The organism is Heyndrickxia shackletonii, assembly GCF_001420715.1.
Classification (GTDB): Bacteria; Bacillota; Bacilli; order Bacillales; family Bacillaceae_C; genus Margalitia; species Margalitia shackletonii.
On the sequence record NZ_LJJC01000004.1, the window covers coordinates 3,327,408 to 3,348,683 of the forward strand.

Annotated in this window: 21 protein-coding genes; 7 read left to right on the forward strand and 14 right to left on the reverse strand. The window is 35.3% G+C overall.

The genetic code is table 11. The annotated features are described in order from the left end of the window. Nucleotides 1–108: 108 nt before the first annotated feature. The 6 genes from AN964_RS15960 to AN964_RS15985 all read right to left on the reverse strand — a co-directional run bounded on the left by AN964_RS15960 (nucleotide 109) and on the right by AN964_RS15985 (nucleotide 5,704). Complete coding sequence (locus AN964_RS15960) at nucleotides 109–1,677, reverse strand: peptide chain release factor 3 (RefSeq protein WP_055740640.1); 1,569 nt, start codon at nucleotides 1,675–1,677, stop codon at nucleotides 109–111. Nucleotides 1,678–1,747: 70 nt separating this feature from the next. Beyond that, entirely contained in the window at nucleotides 1,748–1,990 is a 243-nt protein-coding gene (locus AN964_RS15965) for a YueH family protein (protein WP_055740641.1), read from the reverse strand. Nucleotides 1,991–2,030: 40 nt separating this feature from the next. Continuing rightward, nucleotides 2,031–3,074 carry a DmpA family aminopeptidase gene (locus AN964_RS15970; RefSeq protein ID WP_055740642.1) on the reverse strand — a complete coding sequence of 348 codons (1,044 nt, stop codon included), beginning with the start codon at nucleotides 3,072–3,074 and terminating at the stop codon, nucleotides 2,031–2,033. Nucleotides 3,075–3,134: 60 nt separating this feature from the next. Then, nucleotides 3,135–3,647, reverse strand: a complete 513-nt coding sequence (locus tag AN964_RS15975) for a hypothetical protein (RefSeq protein WP_055740643.1) — start codon at nucleotides 3,645–3,647, stop codon at nucleotides 3,135–3,137. A 312-nt stretch (nucleotides 3,648–3,959) separates the two neighbouring features. Beyond that, nucleotides 3,960–4,460 carry a type I restriction-modification system subunit M N-terminal domain-containing protein gene (locus AN964_RS15980; RefSeq protein WP_055740644.1) on the reverse strand — a complete coding sequence of 167 codons (501 nt, stop codon included), beginning with the start codon at nucleotides 4,458–4,460 and terminating at the stop codon, nucleotides 3,960–3,962. A gap of 188 nt (nucleotides 4,461–4,648) precedes the next feature. Beyond that, nucleotides 4,649–5,704 (reverse strand): M42 family metallopeptidase, encoded by a 1,056-nt coding sequence (locus AN964_RS15985; RefSeq protein ID WP_055740645.1) that lies wholly within the window; start codon nucleotides 5,702–5,704, stop codon nucleotides 4,649–4,651. 342 nt (nucleotides 5,705–6,046) lie between these two features. Here AN964_RS15985 and AN964_RS15990 point away from each other — a divergent pair, with 342 nt between their 5' ends. After that, complete coding sequence (locus AN964_RS15990) at nucleotides 6,047–6,496, forward strand: OsmC family protein (RefSeq protein ID WP_055740646.1); 450 nt, start codon at nucleotides 6,047–6,049, stop codon at nucleotides 6,494–6,496. Nucleotides 6,497–6,587: 91 nt separating this feature from the next. After that, nucleotides 6,588–6,746 carry a hypothetical protein gene (locus AN964_RS26740; protein ID WP_163258593.1) on the forward strand — a complete coding sequence of 53 codons (159 nt, stop codon included), beginning with the start codon at nucleotides 6,588–6,590 and terminating at the stop codon, nucleotides 6,744–6,746. A 7-nt stretch (nucleotides 6,747–6,753) separates the two neighbouring features. On the opposite strand, the gene AN964_RS15995 is transcribed toward AN964_RS26740, so the two are convergent. After that, nucleotides 6,754–7,011, reverse strand: a complete 258-nt coding sequence (locus AN964_RS15995) for a hypothetical protein (protein WP_055740647.1) — start codon at nucleotides 7,009–7,011, stop codon at nucleotides 6,754–6,756. 140 nt (nucleotides 7,012–7,151) lie between these two features. Here AN964_RS15995 and AN964_RS16000 point away from each other — a divergent pair, with 140 nt between their 5' ends. The 4 genes from AN964_RS16000 (at nucleotide 7,152) to AN964_RS16015 (ending at nucleotide 9,906) form a co-directional block, all read left to right on the forward strand. After that, complete coding sequence (locus AN964_RS16000; protein WP_055740648.1) at nucleotides 7,152–7,646, forward strand: Hsp20/alpha crystallin family protein; 495 nt, start codon at nucleotides 7,152–7,154, stop codon at nucleotides 7,644–7,646. Nucleotides 7,647–7,668: 22 nt separating this feature from the next. Next, on the forward strand, nucleotides 7,669–8,085 hold the full coding sequence (locus AN964_RS16005) for a hypothetical protein (protein WP_055740649.1): 417 nt from the start codon (nucleotides 7,669–7,671) through the stop codon (nucleotides 8,083–8,085). 89 nt (nucleotides 8,086–8,174) lie between these two features. After that, complete coding sequence (locus AN964_RS16010; protein ID WP_055740650.1) at nucleotides 8,175–9,164, forward strand: Gfo/Idh/MocA family protein; 990 nt, start codon at nucleotides 8,175–8,177, stop codon at nucleotides 9,162–9,164. Nucleotides 9,165–9,444: 280 nt separating this feature from the next. Next, nucleotides 9,445–9,906 carry a YndM family protein gene (locus AN964_RS16015; RefSeq protein ID WP_055740651.1) on the forward strand — a complete coding sequence of 154 codons (462 nt, stop codon included), beginning with the start codon at nucleotides 9,445–9,447 and terminating at the stop codon, nucleotides 9,904–9,906. Between the two features lie 61 nt (nucleotides 9,907–9,967). Here the strand turns inward: AN964_RS16015 and ltaS are convergent, their stop codons facing one another. Then, the gene (gene ltaS / locus AN964_RS16020) at nucleotides 9,968–11,893 is read right to left on the reverse strand and encodes a lipoteichoic acid synthase (RefSeq protein WP_055740652.1); all 1,926 of its coding nucleotides are present in this window, start codon (nucleotides 11,891–11,893) and stop codon (nucleotides 9,968–9,970) included. Nucleotides 11,894–12,358: 465 nt separating this feature from the next. Between ltaS and AN964_RS25655 the strand changes: the two genes are divergently transcribed. Continuing rightward, a complete protein-coding gene (locus AN964_RS25655) occupies nucleotides 12,359–12,445 on the forward strand; it encodes a YjcZ family sporulation protein (RefSeq protein ID WP_161809286.1) in 87 nt (28 codons plus the stop codon). 569 nt (nucleotides 12,446–13,014) lie between these two features. Here the strand turns inward: AN964_RS25655 and AN964_RS16025 are convergent. The 6 genes from AN964_RS16025 to AN964_RS16050 all read right to left on the reverse strand — a co-directional run bounded on the left by AN964_RS16025 (nucleotide 13,015) and on the right by AN964_RS16050 (nucleotide 21,093). Further along, nucleotides 13,015–15,186, reverse strand: coding sequence for a DNA topoisomerase III (locus tag AN964_RS16025; protein ID WP_055740653.1), 2,172 nt, complete (start codon nucleotides 15,184–15,186; stop codon nucleotides 13,015–13,017). A gap of 207 nt (nucleotides 15,187–15,393) precedes the next feature. After that, nucleotides 15,394–16,392, reverse strand: a complete 999-nt coding sequence (locus AN964_RS16030) for an inorganic phosphate transporter (RefSeq protein WP_055740654.1) — start codon at nucleotides 16,390–16,392, stop codon at nucleotides 15,394–15,396. Between the two features lie 14 nt (nucleotides 16,393–16,406). Next, entirely contained in the window at nucleotides 16,407–17,027 is a 621-nt protein-coding gene (locus AN964_RS16035; RefSeq protein WP_055740655.1) for a DUF47 domain-containing protein, read from the reverse strand. Nucleotides 17,028–17,540: 513 nt separating this feature from the next. Continuing rightward, nucleotides 17,541–19,412 carry a PTS fructose transporter subunit IIABC gene (locus tag AN964_RS16040; RefSeq protein WP_055740656.1) on the reverse strand — a complete coding sequence of 624 codons (1,872 nt, stop codon included), beginning with the start codon at nucleotides 19,410–19,412 and terminating at the stop codon, nucleotides 17,541–17,543. An 11-nt stretch (nucleotides 19,413–19,423) separates the two neighbouring features. Next, entirely contained in the window at nucleotides 19,424–20,341 is a 918-nt protein-coding gene (gene pfkB / locus AN964_RS16045) for a 1-phosphofructokinase (RefSeq protein WP_055740657.1), read from the reverse strand. After that, nucleotides 20,338–21,093, reverse strand: a complete 756-nt coding sequence (locus tag AN964_RS16050) for a DeoR/GlpR family DNA-binding transcription regulator (RefSeq protein WP_055740658.1) — start codon at nucleotides 21,091–21,093, stop codon at nucleotides 20,338–20,340. The genes pfkB and AN964_RS16050 overlap by 4 nt, the downstream gene beginning before the upstream one ends. Nucleotides 21,094–21,276: the final 183 nt, after the last annotated feature.

Below are 21,276 nucleotides of genomic sequence, written 5' to 3' on the forward strand. Positions count from 1 at the left end.
TATGCAATGATATAGAAGAAATGAAATTTGTGTATCTCCATTTACACAAAACGAACCTTAAAAAAAGAAATAGACAGGCGTTCTATGCACCTGTCTATATAAATATGACTATTCTAATGGATTGCTTAATTTTATATCCGGATGTTTATCTTGAAACCATCTTAACGCAAAGTCATTTTCAAATAAGAATAATGGTTTATCAAATCGATCCTTCACAAGAAGGCTACGTGAGCTGGAAAGAGATTCATCCACTTGGGATTCATCAATCCAGCGTGGGATTTTGGAACCGATAGACTCCATAATGACTTCAGAATTATACTCATTTCTCATTCTGTGTTCAAATACTTCAAACTGCAGTTGTCCGACAGCGCCTAAAATATAATCTTCCATTCTGTATGTTTTATACAATTGTATTGCTCCTTCTTGGACGAGCTGAAGAACACCTTTGTGAAAATGTTTTTGCTTTAACACATTTTTAGCTGAAACCTTCACAAACAATTCTGGAGTAAATTGCGGTAATTTTTCATATTGAAGCTTTCCTTTGGTTGACGATAAGGTATCGCCAATTTGATAGGTACCGGTATCATAAATTCCAATAATATCTCCGCTTACCGCATTATTGACGGTGCTTCGATCATCCGCCAAAAATTGAGTGGATTGAGAAAGCTTGATAGATTTACCGGTTCTTGATAAAGTAACATTCATACCCCTTTCAAATTCACCGGAACAAATGCGCAAAAAGGCGATCCTATCACGATGCGCAGGGTTCATGTTTGCCTGGATTTTAAAAATAAATCCAGAAAATTCTTCAGAAATCGGTTCAATAAGACCTTCATTGGAATTGCGCGGCTGTGGAGAAGGTGCAAATTGCAAATATGTTTCTAAAAAAGTTTGCACCCCAAAGTTTGTAAGTGCACTGCCGAAGAACACAGGTGTTAAAGTACCGTCAGCGATTTTCTCACGAGAAAATTCATTTCCTGCCTCATTTAATAATAAAATTTCTTCCAGTGCTTGTTCATATAGTCCGGATTGTTTCAGCTTAGATGAATCGTTACTAATTTCTCCTTCTTCATTAAGTGGGATAAATCTCTCACTATCTTCTACACGAAATTGCTCAATCCGATTATAATATCGATCATATATCCCAAGAAATTCTTTTCCCATTCCAATCGGCCAATTCATTGGATATGACTCAATCCCTAATACTTCCTCCAGTTCAGCTAAAAGCTCGAGCGGATTTTTCCCTTGGCGGTCAAGCTTATTGATAAAAGTAAAGATTGGTATGCCTCTCATTCTACAAACCTTAAACAGCTTAATCGTTTGATCCTCAATCCCTTTTGCAGAGTCAATGATCATAACAGCACTATCAACTGCCATTAAAGTTCGATAAGTATCTTCACTAAAATCTTGGTGTCCCGGAGTATCTAAAATATTTACACGGTATCCGTTGTACTCGAATTGCATAACGGAGGATGTAACGGAAATACCTCTTTGCTTTTCGATTTCCATCCAATCGGATGTGGCGAATTTTCCTGATTTCTTCCCTTTTACTGTTCCTGCAGCACGAATAGCACCGCCAAATAAAAGCAATTGCTCGGTTAAGGTTGTTTTTCCGGCATCCGGATGCGAAATAATAGCAAAGGTTCTACGTGATAAAACCTCATCTTTAAAAGTCATGATGTAAATTCCTTTCGTTCCTAAAATTCATTTATAAATATATATTTGTAATATCACCAATTATCGGTTATTACATTTCTCTTGTCCACCCAAATATTTTTAATGCCAACTCTATTGCTTGTTCTTCTCCTCCGACCTTTTCATTTAAACTTTCAGACCAGCGTGATACAAGCTCATCTTTAGGATCATCATATGTAAAATACGTTGACCATTCAAGTACTGGAACGGCAACCACAAAATAATCATCCTTTTTATTTTCATATATATAAAGATCTTCCTGCTTATTTAATATTGTGGTCTTCCTGATTTTCAACTGGGGAACCTCCTAAAAGCTGTTAGATTAAAACCGATGCCTATTTTAACACATTAATAATATTTTCCGGCAGTCTTTCTGCTACTCTGCCCATTCTTCCCGAAGTTGTTTCTGCTTGCAGTAATGAATTTAGTATTGCCTCCTCTGTTGCCTCTGCAACTGCTTGAAAAAGTAAACTCATAACTGGATGATCCTCTCTTAATACATGGACGTTTTCCTTACCGTTCTTTTGATCATGCGGTATTGTTGCAGCATTGGAGAAAGCAACCACAACATCTCCACTTCCATGATGAATGTTACTGCCAATTCTGCCAAGTCCAATTGGACATCTTTTTGCCAATCGTTTCAGTTGTCGATCTGACACTGGTGCGTCTGTTGCAAGAATCATCATAATCGATCCGTCTGGCCGTTCCATTTTATCTTCCTGTTTGATTATATCAAAATAAAATTCATCTTTCTTACCAAAGTTACTTTGAACAAGAATTCCTACTGTATATGTTTCATTTTCATTAAAAGGGACAACTCGAGATGCACAACCAATTCCGCCCTTATATCCAAAACACATTGTCCCTGTTCCAGCACCAACTGCTCCTTCTTGCACTTTGTCTCCTGATGCTGCTTTTATTGCTTCTATTGCATGCTCGGGTGTTACAGCCATTAAGCGTGCTGTATTTAAATAGCTATCATTACATTCTCCAACTACAATATTAATGGAACTGGTAGTATCCCCAATTTCCGGATTTTCTTGAAGCATGTATTGAAGTGATCCCTGTAATACATTCCCCACACAAAATGTATTGGTTAGTAAGATTGGAGATTCAAGAAGTCCCAGTTCATCAATTTGGACAAGGCCAGTTGTCTTCCCAAAGCCATTGATGACATAACTTGCTGCCGGCACTTTTTCCTTAAATGGATTACCACTGTGCGGTAAAATCGCGGTCACACCTGTCCGTATACACTCATCTGCATTTACATTTTCCTTTAATGTAACATGTCCAACACGAACACCTTTCACATCCGTAATGCAATTCTTTTCACCAGTTTTTAACGATCCGATTTTGATCCCAGCAACACTAGCTTTCATATGGTGTATCCTCCTTATAATTAATTCCCTGCAACCATTACAGGAAGCAGAGAATACAGATTATTTTAATTTAATGGTTATGATATCGTCCTTCATTAATGTTTGACTAGGCTTACATGTTTCCCGATTAACCAAAATCGAATGATCCCTTATTCTTTGAACTATTTGCGAACGGCTCAAATCGGGGATTCGTTCTGCCAATGTCTTATCGATTCTATGCTTATTTCCAATAATATTTTGGATAGTAATCGAAATCGTGCATATGCCTTTATCCATAAGTTTATTCCATTCCAAATTCATTTCTTCTATCTTTGGCAGATCTTTTTCTTCTTTTGTATCGTATACTTTTACATGATCTGTATAAGTTTTATATACACTAAGCTTCTGATTCCATGTATGATCTTTTTCACACTTATAAATGGCATAACGATAGATATTCTTCCCATTTGCATTATGTCTTCGAATAAGTGTGTCTTTAAATACCACAGTTTTTCCGCAATTTTTGCAATGCTTATAAAGTATTTCTTCTGCTTCATCACGAACAATATTCCAATACAATTGAAAATCTTGCATTTTCCTTCACCTCTAATAAGATAAAGGAACGTAACCTTTATTTGGATAAATTTAGTATGAAGTTTTGCAGAAATAAAAAAGAGATTCCCAAAGAGAACCTCTGTACACTTCGATACTACAGATTTGTTCCGTTCCTTTGTAATGGGATAAATAGACAGACCTCTCCCTGGGAGAAAAACAGCGTTTTCCAGTAAAGTCATATCCAATTATTAGGTCCATTACAAAGTAGATGTTGGCATAAGTCGGAACTGCTCCTTTCTATCCAAATAAACTTAACAATATTTTACCATACTGTAAAAGTTTCATCCATATTTATTTTAATAATTCTGAATAAGCATTGAAGAGTAATGCTTGCTTAGAGTTCACTTTATTTTCTTTCATCCATGTCTTCATTTGTTGTATTTCTAATTCTCTTTTAGAAGAAGCTCTTCCTGTGAACTGATACAAATCTAAAATATTAATTATGTTAGCAATTGTAAAATTCTCCAAATCCCATTTTTTATCATACGAAGAAGTTAAATCTGTTAACGCTTTCTGAATGCATTGTGCCAATTGATCCTTTTCATTTTTTAAATAATTCCAGCGTGCATGCTTTGGTATGAACTTCATTTGATAGTAAGACGGCTCTTCCATTAATCCATCCACTTCTTTCATACATATACCTCTAACTAAAAAATCATTGCGAATATCCATTCTTTCCATCTCGAATTGATCGTTCAAAAGCTTAAGTGTTGTCATTTCAATGGCGAAGGCTAGTTGCCTCATCTCAAGCATTAACCGACATTTTTCTAAAATATGCTTTATTTCAACCATATTCTCATCCCCAATAACAAATGAGTATGCACCTTGCCCATCTGGTAGCAGAATGCGCGAAGCTGAAAGCAAACGTTTTTTATAGAATAGCTATCCTCATTGTTACATTTTATCATTTTCTTATCTATGAAAGAGGTGCCCCTATATTTTCCAATTGGGACACCTATATTTTTTATTAAATGATAAAGTTAGATAACCATTTCAGATTGAACATAAGTAAATAATAATTTTTCCGTATTAGCAATGGAAGTTTCATGTGTTCTTTCAAATGCATGTGATGACTCAATTCCAGGGCCAACTAAGCCATGAACGATGTCAAAACCCGCCCTAATGGCAGCGGAAGCATCTGAGCCATAAAAAGGATAGATATCAACCTTGTAATCAATATCATTCGCTTTCGCTAAGTTTACTAAATGCTTTCTCAAACCATAATGATAGGGACCGCTTGAATCTTTTGCACATATAGATACCGTATACTCATCTGATGCTTGGCCATCACCAAGCGCTCCCATATCAACAGCTAGATATTCAACCGTTTCCGGAGTAATATTGGAGTTTCCGCCATAACCAATCTCTTCATTATTAGAAATAAGGAAATGAGTTGTGTATGGAAGCTCCACATTATTTTCCTGAATATATTTGATTAACCTTAGTAAAATGGCAGTACTCGCTTTGTCATCCAAATGTCTTGACTTTATATAGCCGCTCTCTGTTATTTCAACCCGTGGATTAAAGGAAACAAAATCACCTTCTTCAATTCCTAAGGCGCGTACTTCCTCGGCATTTTTCACTTTTTCATCAATTCGAACTTCAATATTTTCTTCATTTCTTTCTGCTTTTCCTGCATCCTTATAAACATGGACAGATTGTTGATGCATTAAAATGGTACCTGTATAGATATCTCCTGCTGAGGTTTCTATTTCACAATATTCCCCTTCCACAGAATTCCAACGGAACCCGCCAATCATCGTGAGTTTTAAACGTCCGTTTGCTTTTACTTCCTTTACCATTGCACCAAGGGTATCAACATGTGCAGTTAACATTCTATGCTTCCTGTCATTTTTCCCAGGTATGGTAACGAGTAGTCCGCCTTTACGGTTTCTTGCCATTTTTACATGATACTCGCCTAAAAAGTTTTCACAAAACTCAATAACCTTGGTTGTATTCCCAGATGGGCTTGGAATAGAAACAAGTTCTTTTATTAATTGCATTGTTTCTCTTGCGTTTCCGTATGTATTCAACATTATCCCTCTCCTTTTATCCGACATAAACGGTTAACCGTTAGTCGAAGGTTTCCCTATATGTGATTATTATATTGGAAAATTCGGAAACAATACAGTCTGAAGCTTATATGTACGAATTGTTTTTATTCTATAATATAATTAGAAAAGCAGGGGCGCCGCAGCTCTAGTGTACGGATGAGTGAAATTTGAAATGTAATTTTACCTGATAACCCGAAGGACGAGGAGACGGTGAAATCCGCTTGCCGATGGCTGCCCTGCGCTAGAAATAGATAAATCTTTTGAAATACTTTATACGATAAAACAATTCTTATTATAATTTGTAAGATAAAAGGAGGAATTTTCATGGAAGAACATCATTTTCATTTAAAAATCAATTGGCCAGAAGGAAGAAATAGCGTTGGAGATTTAGAAACAAAAAATTTAAAAACAAAGATTTCTATTCCTCCTGAAATGGATGGCCCAGGTGTTGGCACGAATCCAGACGAAATGCTTTTAGGTGCAGCCGCCACATGTTATATTATTACGCTAGCTGCAATGTTGGAAAGAAGAAAAATAGGTGTTAGCAGTCTAACCATTGAATCCGAAGGCATTGTAGAGGTTGAAAAGGGTATCATTACATACAAAAAGATCATTCATCGCCCACATGTCGTTTTAAATAAGGGAGATTTGAGTGAACAAGAAGAAAAAGTAAAACAATTAACAGAAAAGGCAGAAAAAAGCTGTATGATTTCAAGAGCAATCCAAGGTAATGTGGTAATCGGATTGGAACCAATTATCGAAGAAGTAAATTAATTCATTTCCTCTTGACCATCTTACTTACCTTATTATTTGAAGGATAATGGGTAAACTATCAGCATCAATTATGGTTAGGAGGTTAGTATACATGCAGAAGAAAAGGAACGGTCAAGAACCATCGATTGCCCCAGGCATGGATGATGCTGAAGAACTTGACCGTGATGCTACAGAAGCAGAAATTGAAGCAGGCGATTATACAAGTGTTACCACTCTCTCCTGGGATGAAGTGGACCCAAGCGATGACTGACGATTTGTCAGTCATTCTTTATTTTAAAAGGCACTGATTCAAAGGACGATGCAGAATCAATTTGATCTCTGTCATCGACAAGACTTCTAGTTCCGACAATTGGAGAATCATCCCCCATAAGTTGACCAAACCCCTGATTTTTCTTATCCGAATTATGCCAATCCGCTAATAAGTTTTGACCAATATTTACAGCAGAACAATTTTCAAAGGAATTAATTTTCAAAACAAAAATATTAATGTTAATAGCAGGTGCTGCCAAAATTATATCCCTCCTCTTTAAGGTATGTATATGAACGTTTGAACTTATTTATGAAATTTCCCTTTGATACTCTATTGGAATACCTCCGGGAGCATATATTAATATAATCAATTGATGAATTTGTTAGAAATGGGGGTGTTTTTGTAGTGGATGTCGATAAAATAAGGCAGTGGTTACAATTTGCACAACAAATGCAAGGCGGCGGAGATTTTTGGAATTCTATTTTCGATAAAGATTATACTAATTCGTTTGGGCAACAACAGACGACTAACCAACCTAACCATCCTACCTCACCTTTTACAATGGAACAATCCGCTGCACCCAAAACCACATTTCCGCTTGTTGATATTCTTATGGATGAACAGTTTTTATATATCATTGCTTCACTGCCGGGGGTTGCAAAGGAAGATTTGAACCTTGCAGTTACAAATGACACCGTAATTCTAAAAGGAATTGTAAGACCTGTTATTCCAAATGCTCACACCATTTCAACAGAAAGTAAATACGGCCCCTTTGAAAGAGCCATAAAGCTGACAGAATCAATTGATGCATCGAAAATTAAAGCCAAGTATATGAATGGATTACTAATCGTTACTTTTGAAAAGACTATTAGAAATGCAGAGCCAATCGATATCGAATAAAAAATTAAAGTGTGGGGATGACATGTCACTTAAACAATTATTCCACTATTTTATTAAAAATGATTCATCTTTAAAGCAACTTAAGAAAAAAATCATCCTTTTAGAAAATAAATTAGAAAAATATCAAGAAATGGAAAATCTGGTTAAAGAGCTTCAAGAACAAAAAAAAGAGGAACTACTTCAACCGCCTATCGTCGTCGAACGGTTAAATGTCGAAAGGCTTATAGTTGATAAAGTGGAGTTGAATAATAATTTCGGTCAATTAGGGATTAAAGAATTAAAAGGGAGATTAAATATTGGTGCCACCTATGGAGAAGGAGCCATATATGAGCATTTAAAAAAGGAAAATAGTGAAAAAAATGAGGAGAGCTCTTCCGCAGAAAAACCTTTAAGGGAAAAGAATGTACAAGCTCCCAAAGTGAATGTCAGAGCCCGGTAAATCTATTTTACAAGTGACTAAACTTTAAGTTCCAGGTAAAATATAAATTATTATTTATTCATTATTTATATGAAGGAGTTGTATAAGGTATGAACCTAGCAACAATCGGGACAAGCTGGATTACTTCCGCTTTTATACAGGCAGCAAAAAAATCTGGAAGATTAAACCTACATTCTGTTTATTCTCGCTCTCTTGAACAATCAAAGGAATTCGCACGCAAACACCAAGCAGCTAATTTCTACACAGATCTTGATGAGATGCTTACGAACGAAGAAATTGACGTTATTTATATTGCTTCACCAAATTCACTGCATTATCAGCATGCTATCAAATGCTTAGAAGCAAAAAAACATGTTATTTGTGAAAAACCTATTTTTTCAAATACAAAAGAGTATATTGCTGCATATAGATGTGCAGAAGAAAACAATGTCTTTTTATTTGAAGCAATTCGCAACATCCACACTCCCAATTTTCACTTGCTAGCGAAAGAATTACATAAAGTTGGAAAACTGCGTAGTGCTTCTTTAAATTATTTGCAGTACTCATCTAGGTATGATGCTTTTTTAAATGGTGATGTACCAAATGTTTTTTCTCTTGAATTTTCTGGAGGTGCACTCGTAGATTTAGGCGTTTATCCACTTTTTATGGCGATATCCCTATTCGGAAAACCAAACAAAATTCATTACTTCCCTGTTAAGTTAAGAAATGGTATTGATGGAAACGGCACTTTGATTCTGCAATATACTGATTTTACTTGTAACATTTTATGCTCGAAAATTTCTCATTCCTATCTTCCTTCTGAAATTCACGGAGAAGATGGAACTATCTTGCTTGACATGCCTTCCTGTATCACCAATCTTGAATTTAAAGATCATCGTTCTAAAACCTCTACAACCTTTTCTACAGAACAAGTAGAAGATGATATGGTTTACGAAATTAATGACTTTATAAATATAATGGAAACAAACGATATACAGGAATACGATCGACTTAAAAGGTTAAGCAATACGGTTCTAGAAATTACCGAAGAAGCTCGCAGGCAAAATAACATTCTTTTTAAATCAGAACAAGAAGGATAACCCTTATTTTCTAATGTATTTTTTATCTTATTTTCATGATTTCTTTGTTTTTCTTAGAGTAAGATGGACTTGCTAGGGCAGCAGCTAGCAGTAACCTCCTGAAAAAAATATTTTCCTCGTTATAACCCGGCAACTTATGCCGGGTTATTTCGTGTAAAAAAATGTTCTTGGATTGATTTGTCCATTTATTTCAATTATGAACATGTATATTGTCAAAACGAAAAGTAAAACTTAATAATAGGTTTTCATCACATATTCACTATAAAGGGGTTACTTAAAAATGAAGCGATTAGTGTCCATTGGTATAAAAGGTCTTGCTAGTCTTGTTCTTTTATATGCTATCTTAGGGCTCGGTTATAATATGTCATTTGGCAGAGTTTTATTAATAACAGTGGTTCTTGGCACTATCTCCTATATTATTGGAGATTTAGTTTTATTGCCATGGTCCAATAATGTAGTAGCAACAGCAGTTGACTTAGGAATTGCATTTGCGGTAATTTGGGGATTAAATGCCTACAGTCTCAATTATCATACACTTCTGCTATACTATAGTTCGTTAATTGGTTCGTTAGCAATCGCTGCTTTTGAATATTTTTATCACTTATATTTGTTAAAAGCATTTATACATGAAAAACAAACCTATTACTATCCTCCATCACGAACAAGATTCCAAATGGAGTCCTCTGAAGAACTACATCCCGAAATAAATAAGAATGAAAATCGAAATACGGAAAAAGAATAAAAAAAGGCTGATTCCCTGAGTAGGGAATCAGCCTTTTACTATAGAGCTTCCATATTTCTCATTATTTGTGATTATAATTATATTTTGACCTATCTACAGGCGTAAATCCTTTTGGTGTATAGAATCGTAAAAGATCTCCATAAACTACCTTATCTGATAACTGTAGTTTTGTTTGAACCATTTGTTCATCTTTTCTGATCTCATTATTTTTCTCAATTCGTTCACCTGTTTTTGTATCGTAGTACTTTCCATTAATCGAAGTAACAGTTGGTGTTACAAAACTTCCATTACGGAAAGGAACAACCTGTGAATGCTCCTTAGAAAATAGATCAGTTCCAAATTGGATATAGTCTTTTGTATCAATTCCTAATAAATGTTCTAATGTTGGTAAAACATCAATTTCTCCACCATATTGATGCATTACTCCACCTTTTACTCCTGGCACATGAATGATCAATGGAACTCGTTGTAACTGAGCATTTTCGAATGTATCCACTTTCTTGCCCATTACTTGTGACATTGCTTTATTATGGTTTTCTGAGATTCCATAATGGTCACCGTACATAATAATGATTGAATTATTATATAATCCTGATTGCTTCAAATAATCAACAAATCCCTTTACTGCCTCATCCAAATATCTAGCTGTTTGGAAATATCTATCCACCGAAGGATCACCAGTATTATCTGGACCAATGCTTGCTTCATCACTAGCTATAGGATATGGAAAGTGATTTGATAAAGTAATAAACTTAGCATAAAATGGTTGTTTCAACGTTTCTAGCAATGGTATTGATTCCTTAAAGAATGGCTTATCTTTTAAACCATAATTTAATACATCATTATCATTCATATCATAGTAACTTGCATCAAAGAATTTATCGAAACCAAATGATTTATATGCCTCATCACGGTTCCAGAAAGTTTTATAATTTCCGTGGAACACAGCTGTTGTATATCCTCTTTGATCCATAATTGCAGGCATTGCTTGGAACGTATTTAATGCCTTTGTTGTAAGAACAGATCCTTGCGGAAGACCAAACAAGGAGTTTTCTAACATAAACTCTGCATCAGATGTCTTACCTTGTCCTGTCTGATGGAAGAAGTTATCAAAATAAAAGGTATTTTTATCTTTTGTAAAAGAATTGATGAATGGAGTAACTTCTTCCCCATTTAACTTGTAGTTAATTAAAAAGTTTTGGAAAGACTCTAGGTGAATGTAAATAACATTCATGCCTTTTCCTTTTCCGAATAACTTCGGATTAGGTTCAGCATATTCCGCTTTCACGTAATTTCGTACTTCTGTCATATCACTGCTATCTGCAAATGCTTTTTGTGCAGACGTTTTTGTGTTTTGAATAGCATCGTATATCGTAAAATTGTAAGTCCCCAGGTATTTCACCAAATAATTACGGTCAAATGTTCTAGAAAGTAATTCTGGACGATCTTTTTCTGCAAGACCTAAATTCACACAAAAAGCCAGAATAGCAACTGCAAAAACAGATAATACTTTTCTGCGACCTAAACGGATAGGCTCAGGCTTCACTAACTTAAAAGCTACCAAAACAATAAGGATAATGGTGTCTAAGAAATAAATCGGATCATGCGGCTTCAATAAAGCAAGTACACTACCACCCATGTCTCCAAAGTTTTTTGTTTGAGTAAGCGTTGGGATTGTAATGAAGTCGCTAAAAAATCTGTAGTAGACAATATTTGCATACAATAAAAACGACAATAAGAAGTTAATAATTATGATCCAAATATATGCTCTTCTTCCCTTAGCCAATAACGCAAGTCCTAAAAAGAACACCGCTGAACTAATAGGATTAATAAATAATAGAAACTTTTGCAGTGAATTACTAATTCCTAAATGAAATTCATTAACATACCCCAAATAGGTTTTTAACCAGAATAATATAACGGCTAAAAAGAAAAAACCAAGATGTTTGTTCAATACACTTTGGCATTTCAATAGCAAGTTTTTCATTTTTGCACCTCTTTTATTACAAATCTAAGGTAATTACACTAATCATCCGAACAATTTTAGTGTAAACCAGACTGTGTTTCCTGCTATTACAGAAAATTACAGAATTAATTATGGCATATAAATACTATAAACATGTTACATTTTTTTTTCAATTAATAAACAAAGAAAAAACCAAAAGAAAATCTTTTGTATTTCGACAAAGTCCTGCAACTGGGATATCTCTACGAAACTTTTTAACCTTATCATTTTAATCCGGAAAGGAATATTCGGCAATAGAAAAATGAGGTATTTTCATAAAGTATTGATATTTTGACCAAAAATGTGCTGTTTCTGAAACAATATCTCCTATGTTATTTACATATTTTCAAAGCACTGTAGTATTTGTCCACTCACATTTGACATTATTCTCATACAGTATATTAAAGTTGTAAGGAGGTGAAGGGTATGTCTTATGGCGGAAGTGGAATGGGCGCAGGTTTTGCGTTAATTGTAGTATTGTTCATTCTCCTAATCATTGTTGGTACTTCTTATGTTGGTGGCGGAATGTATTAAAATCTCCCCTGGTTTTAACTCCTTACCTTTAATAGGAAGCATTTTTGATGCTTCCTATTTCATTTTTTTTAAACTCTATCCTATTTTAACCGGCTTTTAACCTTTCAATTGGAAAAACCTATCAAATCATTTATTCTCCCCGGGTAATGAATAATATTCCTAATTTGGCAAAGAATAATGATTCAGAAGGGATGAATGAATTGAAACATTTCATATTTAATATTTCCAACACCTTTAATGAATTCTTTATACATAACAAGTTAATTATTTCGTATATCGGATTTGGAACTTCTATTGGTATATACGTTTTATTTGTAATGCTCGGCTTGATAAAAAAACTAATGGGTAATAAGAATAAAAGTAAATCAGGCTAATTTACTTAACCTTGCAATAGGTTTTGCTTTTCGTCAATGTTTATATATCTTAAGTAATCTTGGTGTCGGGGAACTTTTCTTACAAAGTTTGTTCATGTTTAACCTGATAATGGTTGTTAACTTGAATTTCGTATACAAAAGCAACAGGTTAAAATCGGCTTTTGGATTTTATACAAAGTTTAAGAAAAGGGCCCTTTATTTATATAAAAAGCTGATTTTATTATCTTTCCATTCTAATTTTGCGGTAAATTCCTTCCCATCCTTTTTAAAACCTTTAATGAAATCAGTACTTCCTTCGGTGAGCAGTTTTTTTATATTTGTTTGGGAAATGGATCTGCCTAATATTTTTTTGGATATCGCAAAATCACATTTGGAAGTATTGTAATTGGAACATCCAAAAATCTTTCCTTTATCAACGACGTCACCATCACATTTTCTGCATTTTCCTAATTTTGTTCCGAGCTTTTTGCCGTTTTTAGAAGTTTTATTTTTTTGGAATTCCGTCAAATCGAAATGCTGGAAGTCCCATTCTCCGCTATTTTCTCTAGCATCATTGATTAATTTAATTGATAGTTTCTTTGCCTGTTCCATAAAAATATTTGGAGAAGCTTTTCCTTCGCCGATTTCATGCAGTCTTTGTTCCCATTTTGCTGTCATTTCAGGCGAAGCTAGTAAACTATCCCCTATTGATTCAATCAATAAAGTACCTTTATTTGTTGCAAATACTTGGTTCTTCTTTACCTCTATATACTTTCTGTCTTTTAATACACCAATGATTCCTGCACGGGTTGCTTCCGTACCTAATCCTTCCGTTTTATTAAGTACTTTTATAAGCTCTTCATCTTCCAGATGCTTACCGGCTGTCTTCATTAGAGTAATTAATTGTCCTTCTGTATATCTTTTCGGTGGCTGTGTTTTTCCGCCTTTTACTTTTATAGCTTTGACTATGCCTTTCTCTCCTTCTTGCAAAGAAGGTAAATCCTGATCATCCTCTTGATTTTCGTTCTTTTGTTCCGAATTATTTTTATAGATTACTGCTCTCCAGCCTTCTTGAATCTGTTCTTTTCCTTTAGAAATAAAGGTTGCCCTATTTTCTACCAATGTGTGAATTGTCGTATAATCGAAGATAGCTTTTTCATAATGAGCTACAATAAGCCGTTCTACAATGAGCGAATAAATTTTTTCTTCATCCGCTGACATTTTGGTTGGATTTACCACCTGTTCGGTAGGAATTATAGCGTAGTGATCGGTAACCTTTTTTGCATTCACATATCGAGAATTATTTATTATCGATGTTTTTGGCAGTGGAAAATAATCTTTATATCGTTCAAGCTTACTAAGCTTTTGAAGTATTTCCGGAAAACTCGCTGCTTCTTCTTTTGTAACAAAGCTTGAATCACTCCGAGGATAAGAAATAATCCCTTTTACATATAATTTTTGAGCAATATCAAGGGTATGTTTGGGAGAAAATTTATACAGCTTGTTTGCCGTTGCTTGCAAAGCAGATAAATTAAAGAATAACGGCGGTTGAAATTCCTTTCTTTCCTTTTCAATGGATGAAATGATTGCTTCCTTTCCCTTGCAAAACTCAGCAATTTTCTTTGCCATAGACTCATCTTGTAAACGTGTTTCCCCATCTTTGTGCCATTTTCCACTATAATTTTTTCCATCCATATGAAAAGTAGCTAGAACTTCCCAAAATGGCTCCGATTTAAAGTTTTCTATTTCCTTTTCCCTTTTCACGATTAATGCAAGTGTGGGAGTTTGGACTCTACCTGTTGAAAAAACATCGGATATTCCTTTTTTTTGCAAAAGCAGCGTATATGCTCTTGACGCATTCATGCCTACTAACCAGTCAGCGCAGGCTCTGCTAAGCGCCTCATAATAAATGCTTCTGGTTTCTGATTCTTCTAATAGATTTTCAAATCCGTGAATCACCGATTTAGGAGTTAAGGATGAAATCCAGAGACGCTTCATTTTCTTTTGATTATTACATTTTTCCAAGATGATTCGAACTATCGCTTCCCCTTCCCGCTCAGCATCACCAGCAATAATGATTTCATCAATGTCCTTGCGATTCACAAATCCTTTAATAATGTTAAATTGTTTCCATTTTGATTTTGTTACTCGATGTTGGAAATGATTTGGGATGATAGGCAATGTTTCGAGGGACCACTTCTTCCATTTTGGATCATACTCTTCAGGTGGAACTAATTCACAAAGGTGACCAATAGCCCAAGTTAACAACGCTCCATTCGGAAACCACTGGTTAGGGGAAATTTCCACATAACCATCTTTTTTGGTATAAGAAAACGGAGACGCAAGCTTCAAGCCTTGATCAGGTTTTTCGGCAATAATTAATTTCATAAAAAACTCCTCACAAACCAATACAATATAATATATCTATTATACTATTAGCTAATGCAAAAAAAAGTATTTGATTTTTTGAATCAAATACTTTTAGCCGGTTTCAGGGACAGGTTCCCTTATCCTTATTTTTTTCTTAAATTGGCTACTAGGAAAGAATGCCTAATTTTAAATGTATTTTATTTAAAAAGGGCCTGGCCTTCCGTTTCAGAAAAATAATTGGATAATGCCGTAAAAGCAGCCGGCTAGTACTGCTGAGATAGGCAGTGTGATGACCCATGTCATCAAAATTCGTTGTGCGGTTCCCCATTTAACTCCCTTTATACGATGGGCAGAGCCTACGCCAAGGATAGATGATGAAATAACATGGGTTGAACTAACTGGTAAATGAATATAAGTAGCACCAAAAATAATTAATGCAGATGATAAATCAGCAGCCACTCCGTTAACCGGACGAATCTTCATAATTTTTCCGCCAACTGTTTTGATAATCTTCCATCCTCCGATGGATGTACCTAATCCCATTGCCGCAGCACAGGAGAATTGTACCCAGAAAGGGATATCAGTCGATGTTACATAATGATTTGCAATCAATGCCATCGTTATAATTCCCATAGATTTTTGGGCATCATTTGTACCATGGGAATAAGATTGAATGGCTGCAGTTGCTATTTGTATCCAACGAAATTGTTTATTGGTTTTTGCAAGATTACGATTTTTTAAAGTCAACTTAAATATCGTATAAATAATAAAACCTATTACAAATGCGATAATCGGAGAAATAATCAGGCCTTCAATTATCTTTAAAAAGCCATGGTATTTAATCGAGCCAAATCCCGCAGCAGCAATGGAAGCACCAGCAATTGATCCGATAATAGCATGGGAAGAACTGCTCGGTATCCCATAATACCAAGTAATTAAATTCCAAATAATCGCGGAAAATAATGCAGCAAGAATAACTGCCCCACCATTAGGAAGCTGAAATGGATCAACGATATCACTTGTAATTGTTTTTGCAACTCCCGTAAAAGTAAGTGCCCCAACAAAGTTCATCACTGCCGCAAGTACTATAGCTTGTCTTGGTTTCAGCGCCTTCGTTGAAACAGAGGTTGCAATGGTGTTGGCAGTATCGTGAAACCCATTGATAAAATCAAATACAAGTGCACCTATTACAATAAGTGTAGTCAATATTAGGATTGAATTCATTCGCGCTTTTCCCCTTAAGCATTTTTCATGATAATGGTTTCAAGTATATTGGCAACATCCTGACAATAGTCGGAAATTAATTCAAGATTTTCATAGATTTCTTTATATTGAATGATCGTAATTGGATTCTTCTCATTTTGAAATAACTCTTTTACAGAAGCCCTCAATATATCATCACATTTTGACTCATAATCTTTAATTTTGACAGCATGGGAATGAATATCAAGCAGCTTTTTCTTTGATAATAGTTGAATAGATTTCGAGATTTCTTGGCAGCTTCCATATAATTCGTTAACAAACTCCTTCATATATACTGTAGGCTGAGTAATCGAATACAATTCCATCAATGATGCGGTATGATCCAGCCCATCTAAAACACAGTCCAAACGCATAGCAAGCTGAAGAATATCTTCTCGGTCAATTGGAGTAATAAAAGCTTTATGAAGCTCTACAATAATATCGTGAATAAGGGTATCTCCTTTTGACTCGTAATGTTTCATCGTTGTGGTAAGAGCTTTTAAATCGTCAGCACTCTCAATGGTAAATTCAGTTAAAAACTTTGCACTATCTTCTAGATTGGCAGTTATATTACTTAGCATCAGTGAAAATTTGTCTTTTTTTTCGATGATTGGCATTGATATTCCTCCAAAAATTGAATTCTAGTGATGGCTCTTGTCTTCCCCATAAGAATTGATGAAATTATTAAGATAAGATGCCCAGACAGTTTACTGTTATAACATTTTACACAAAAAGCGAAAAGAAGCCATTTGTATAAAAACAGCATCTATTAAAAATATCACCTTCATCATTTTAAATGATTTTTATCAGATGGGAATATGTTTCGACAAAAATTTACGAAATCTTTACAAAAGAAATGTAGAATATTCAAATAAATTTAACATTTATATGGAATAATTAATTAATTTGTCTTCTGAAAACTAAAATAATTTACAGGTTTCTTCTATATAAATAGGGATTGTTAGAGTACATGCTTAATCTCTTCTATTTTGTTCGTAATCTCGTCAAACCGGTGCTAAATCTTGCGAATCAGCACTTTAGTCCTATCTACTTCAAATAAAAAAGCCACAGACCGAATACTGTGACCTTTTACCTAACTCTTGATAACACCTTAATTTTGCTGGATAAATTTATTCCACTACTTTTTTCTTTAATAATCCGACCAAGATTGCTGTAACGAAAGCTCCGATAATAATTGCTAACGCATACAATAATGGATTTCCATCAACTAACGGAATGACAAAAATTCCTCCATGTGGTGCCCGCAAGCCGATATGGAAAAGCATTGTTAATCCACCAGCCACTGCAGAGCCAACTACAGCTGAGGGGATGACACGTGCCGGGTCTGCAGCCGCGAATGGGATTGCCCCTTCCGTAATAAAAGTTGCACCCATTATATAACAGGTAATACCTGCATCTTTTTCACTCTTTGTAAATTTATTTCTAAATATCGTTGTGGCAAGAGCCATTCCAAGTGGAGGAACCATTCCCCCAGCCATTACCGCTGCGTGTGGAGCATATTGTCCAGCGTCAATCATGGCAATTCCAAATGTAAATGCTGCTTTATTAAGCGGTCCTCCCATATCAATCGCCATCATACCTCCAAGTATGATACCCAAAAGCATAAGATTTCCAGTTCCTAAACTATTTAATACATGTGATAAATACTGATTAAAAATACTACAAGGCTTGTTAATGACAAAAAACATAATCAAACCAGTGATAAGTATACCAAATAACGGATAAAGCAATACCGGTTTTATTCCTTCAAGGGATTGTGGTAATTTATTAAACACTTTTTTCAATAAAACTACAACATAACCAGCTAAAAATCCGGCGATTAAACCGCCAAGGAACCCCGCTCCGCCTTGTGCAGCCATAAATCCGCCTACCATACCCGGTGCAAGTCCTGGTCTATCTGCAATACTCATTGCGATAAAACCAGCTAAAACAGGAATCATTAATCCAAAAGCATTTCCGCCGCCGATTGTATTTAAGGCTTCCGCAAACTTATTATAGCTAGGATCATGCGGATCTGCAGAATGGATCCCAAACATAAAGGAGATGGCAATTAAAATACCTCCACCAACGACGAATGGCAGCATGTTGGAAACACCATTCATTAAATGTTTATAAAAACCATTTCTGCCTTTTCCCTTTTGTGATGACTCGCTTGACTTGTCACCACCTGTACTTCTATAAATAGGAGCATCTTGCTTTACAGCTTGTTCAAGCAGCTCTATAGGTCTGCGAATTCCATCTGCAACTGGAACTTCTATGACATGCTTACCGTTAAAACGTTCCATTTCCACCTGTTTATCCGCTGCTACTATAATCGCTGCTGCTTTTTCAATTTCTTCAGATGTTAAAATATTTTTCGCTCCACCGGAACCGTTTGTTTCTACTTTAAAAGGAATTCCTAATTCTTTTGCTTTTTCCTTTAAAGAATCTGCAGCCATATATGTGTGAGCAATTCCAGTTGGACAGGCTGTTACAGCTAGGACTAAACCTTTTTCATTTAAAGATACAGTAGATTCTTCTGACTCTTCCTCTTCACTATTATTAAAAACTTGTAAAATATCTTCTGCAGTTTCAGCAGCCATTAATTGTTCACGAATTTCGCTTCTCATTAATAATGTTGATAGTTTTGATAATGCCTCTAAATGAGTGTTATTTGCTCCTTCACTTGCAGCAATCATGAAGAACAAATGGCTGTCTTGTCCATCAAACGACTGATAATCAATCCCTGCTTTTGAACGTCCGAAAGCAATCGCGGGAATTTTGACCGCTGCAGTTTTCGCATGTGGAATCGCGATTCCTTCTCCAACTCCCGTTGTACTTTGCTCTTCACGTGCAAGGACTGCTTTTTCATATTCCTCTTTATTGTTTAATTTCTGCGCATCATCTAAAACTGTTACTAATTCATGTATGATTTCATTCTTGGTTGTGGACAAGACATCTAACTTTATCGTAGCGGATGTTAGTAATTCTGTTATTTTCATGCAAGTTCACCTCACCCTTCCATTGTCTGCAAGTTTACTTGATCTAATAGATTCATAACCTCTTCCTTGGAGCAAAGCCCAGACGAAAAGGCAGTTGCACTTCCAGATGCAACACCAATTTTGAAGGACTCTTCTATGGATTTGCCGCTCGAATATGCACTAAGAAATCCTGCAACTAAGGAGTCACCGGCACCTATCGAGTTTTTCAACTCACCGCTTGGTGCATTTGCCTGAATAGCTAAGTCTTTATTTATAAAAAGTGCTCCCTGTTCAGCCATCGATACGATGATATTCTCTACGCCTTTTTCCACTAACTTTTTACCATAGGTAAATGCTCCCTGAAGTGTGCGAATTTCAGTTTGAAATAATTCACCTAACTCGTGATGATTCGGCTTAATGAGAAAAGGCTTTTCCCCTAAGACACTCTCAAGTGCCGTTCCAGAAACATCTGCGACAAAACGAGCCCCTGAGGCCTTACATTTTTTAATTAAATCCACATAGATTGTCGATGGTAACGAACTCGGAATACTTCCTGAAAAAACAACAATATCTTTCGAAGTAAAGGTTTGAATCATGGCAAACAATTGCTCCAATTGTTCTTTTGTAATATTAGGACCTGTCCCGTTAATTTCAGTTTCTTCTTCGGACTTTAGCTTAATATTAATTCTTGTATCTTGATCTACCTCGACAAAATCCATTGAAATTTGTTCTTTTTTTAAAAATTCTTTTATATAAGCCCCTGTGAAACCTCCGATGAAACCAAGCGCCTTCGATTCGACTCCTAGTCTTTTTAACACACGGGAAACATTGATTCCCTTACCTCCTGGAACCTTATAGTCATATTTAGTTCGATTTAACCTTCCAGATTCAAAATGATCAACTTCAACATGATAATCCAAGGAAGGATTTAAGGTGATGGTGTAAATCATGATGTCACGACCTTTATGGTAGTTTTTTGTTTATATAATTCATGCATTTCTAAATCTAAATCATCAGTAATAATGCTTGCTTCTGAAAGTGGTGCAATTTCAGAAAAGGCAATTTCTCCAAACTTTGAACGGTCCGCCAATACAAATGCTTCCCTGGAAAGCTGCAGTGCTTTTTGTTTGATAAATGCTTCTTCTGGATCGGGTGTCGTAAATCCAAAGGAAGAGTGAACTCCATTTACTCCTAGAAAGCATTTATCAAATCGATAATTTTCTATCCCTTTTAAAGCTCCCCTGCCAATCATAGCGCCAGTCTTTGGCTTGATAGATCCACCAATTAAAAAGGTTTTGATTCCTTTGCTTAGGAGCGGCTGTATATTCGTTAATCCGTTCGTAACAACAACAATATTACTTTCATTAGGTAAGTATGGAATCATTTGTAGAGTTGTAGTACCAGCATCTATATAGATACAATCACCCTGCTCCACCAAAGAAGCAGCAAATTTAGCAATATTGTCCTTTGCATGAAGGTTTTTGGCTGATTTTTCAAGAATATCCGGTTCTTCTAACTTTCCTTGAAGACGCGCTGCCCCTCCGTGTACCCTTTTAAGTGCATTTTTCTTTTCAAGTTCTATTAGATCTCTTCGAATGGTCGATTCTGAGGTATTGGTCTCCTTCACCAGCTCTTGCAAGCTTACAATATCCTTTTTCTTTAACATTTCAAGTATGATACGGTGTCTTTCTGCCGTTAACAAAATGGTTCACCCTCTTATCATTGATAACGCATACATTTTTGATTACCTTTTTTATTCTACATCCATAATCGATAAAAAACAATCAAATTTAATCATTTTCAATCAAAAACAATCAAATATAATTAAATAAATATCTATTTTATTATTTGTTGCAAAACAAAAAGAGCAATACTACTTAGTGTA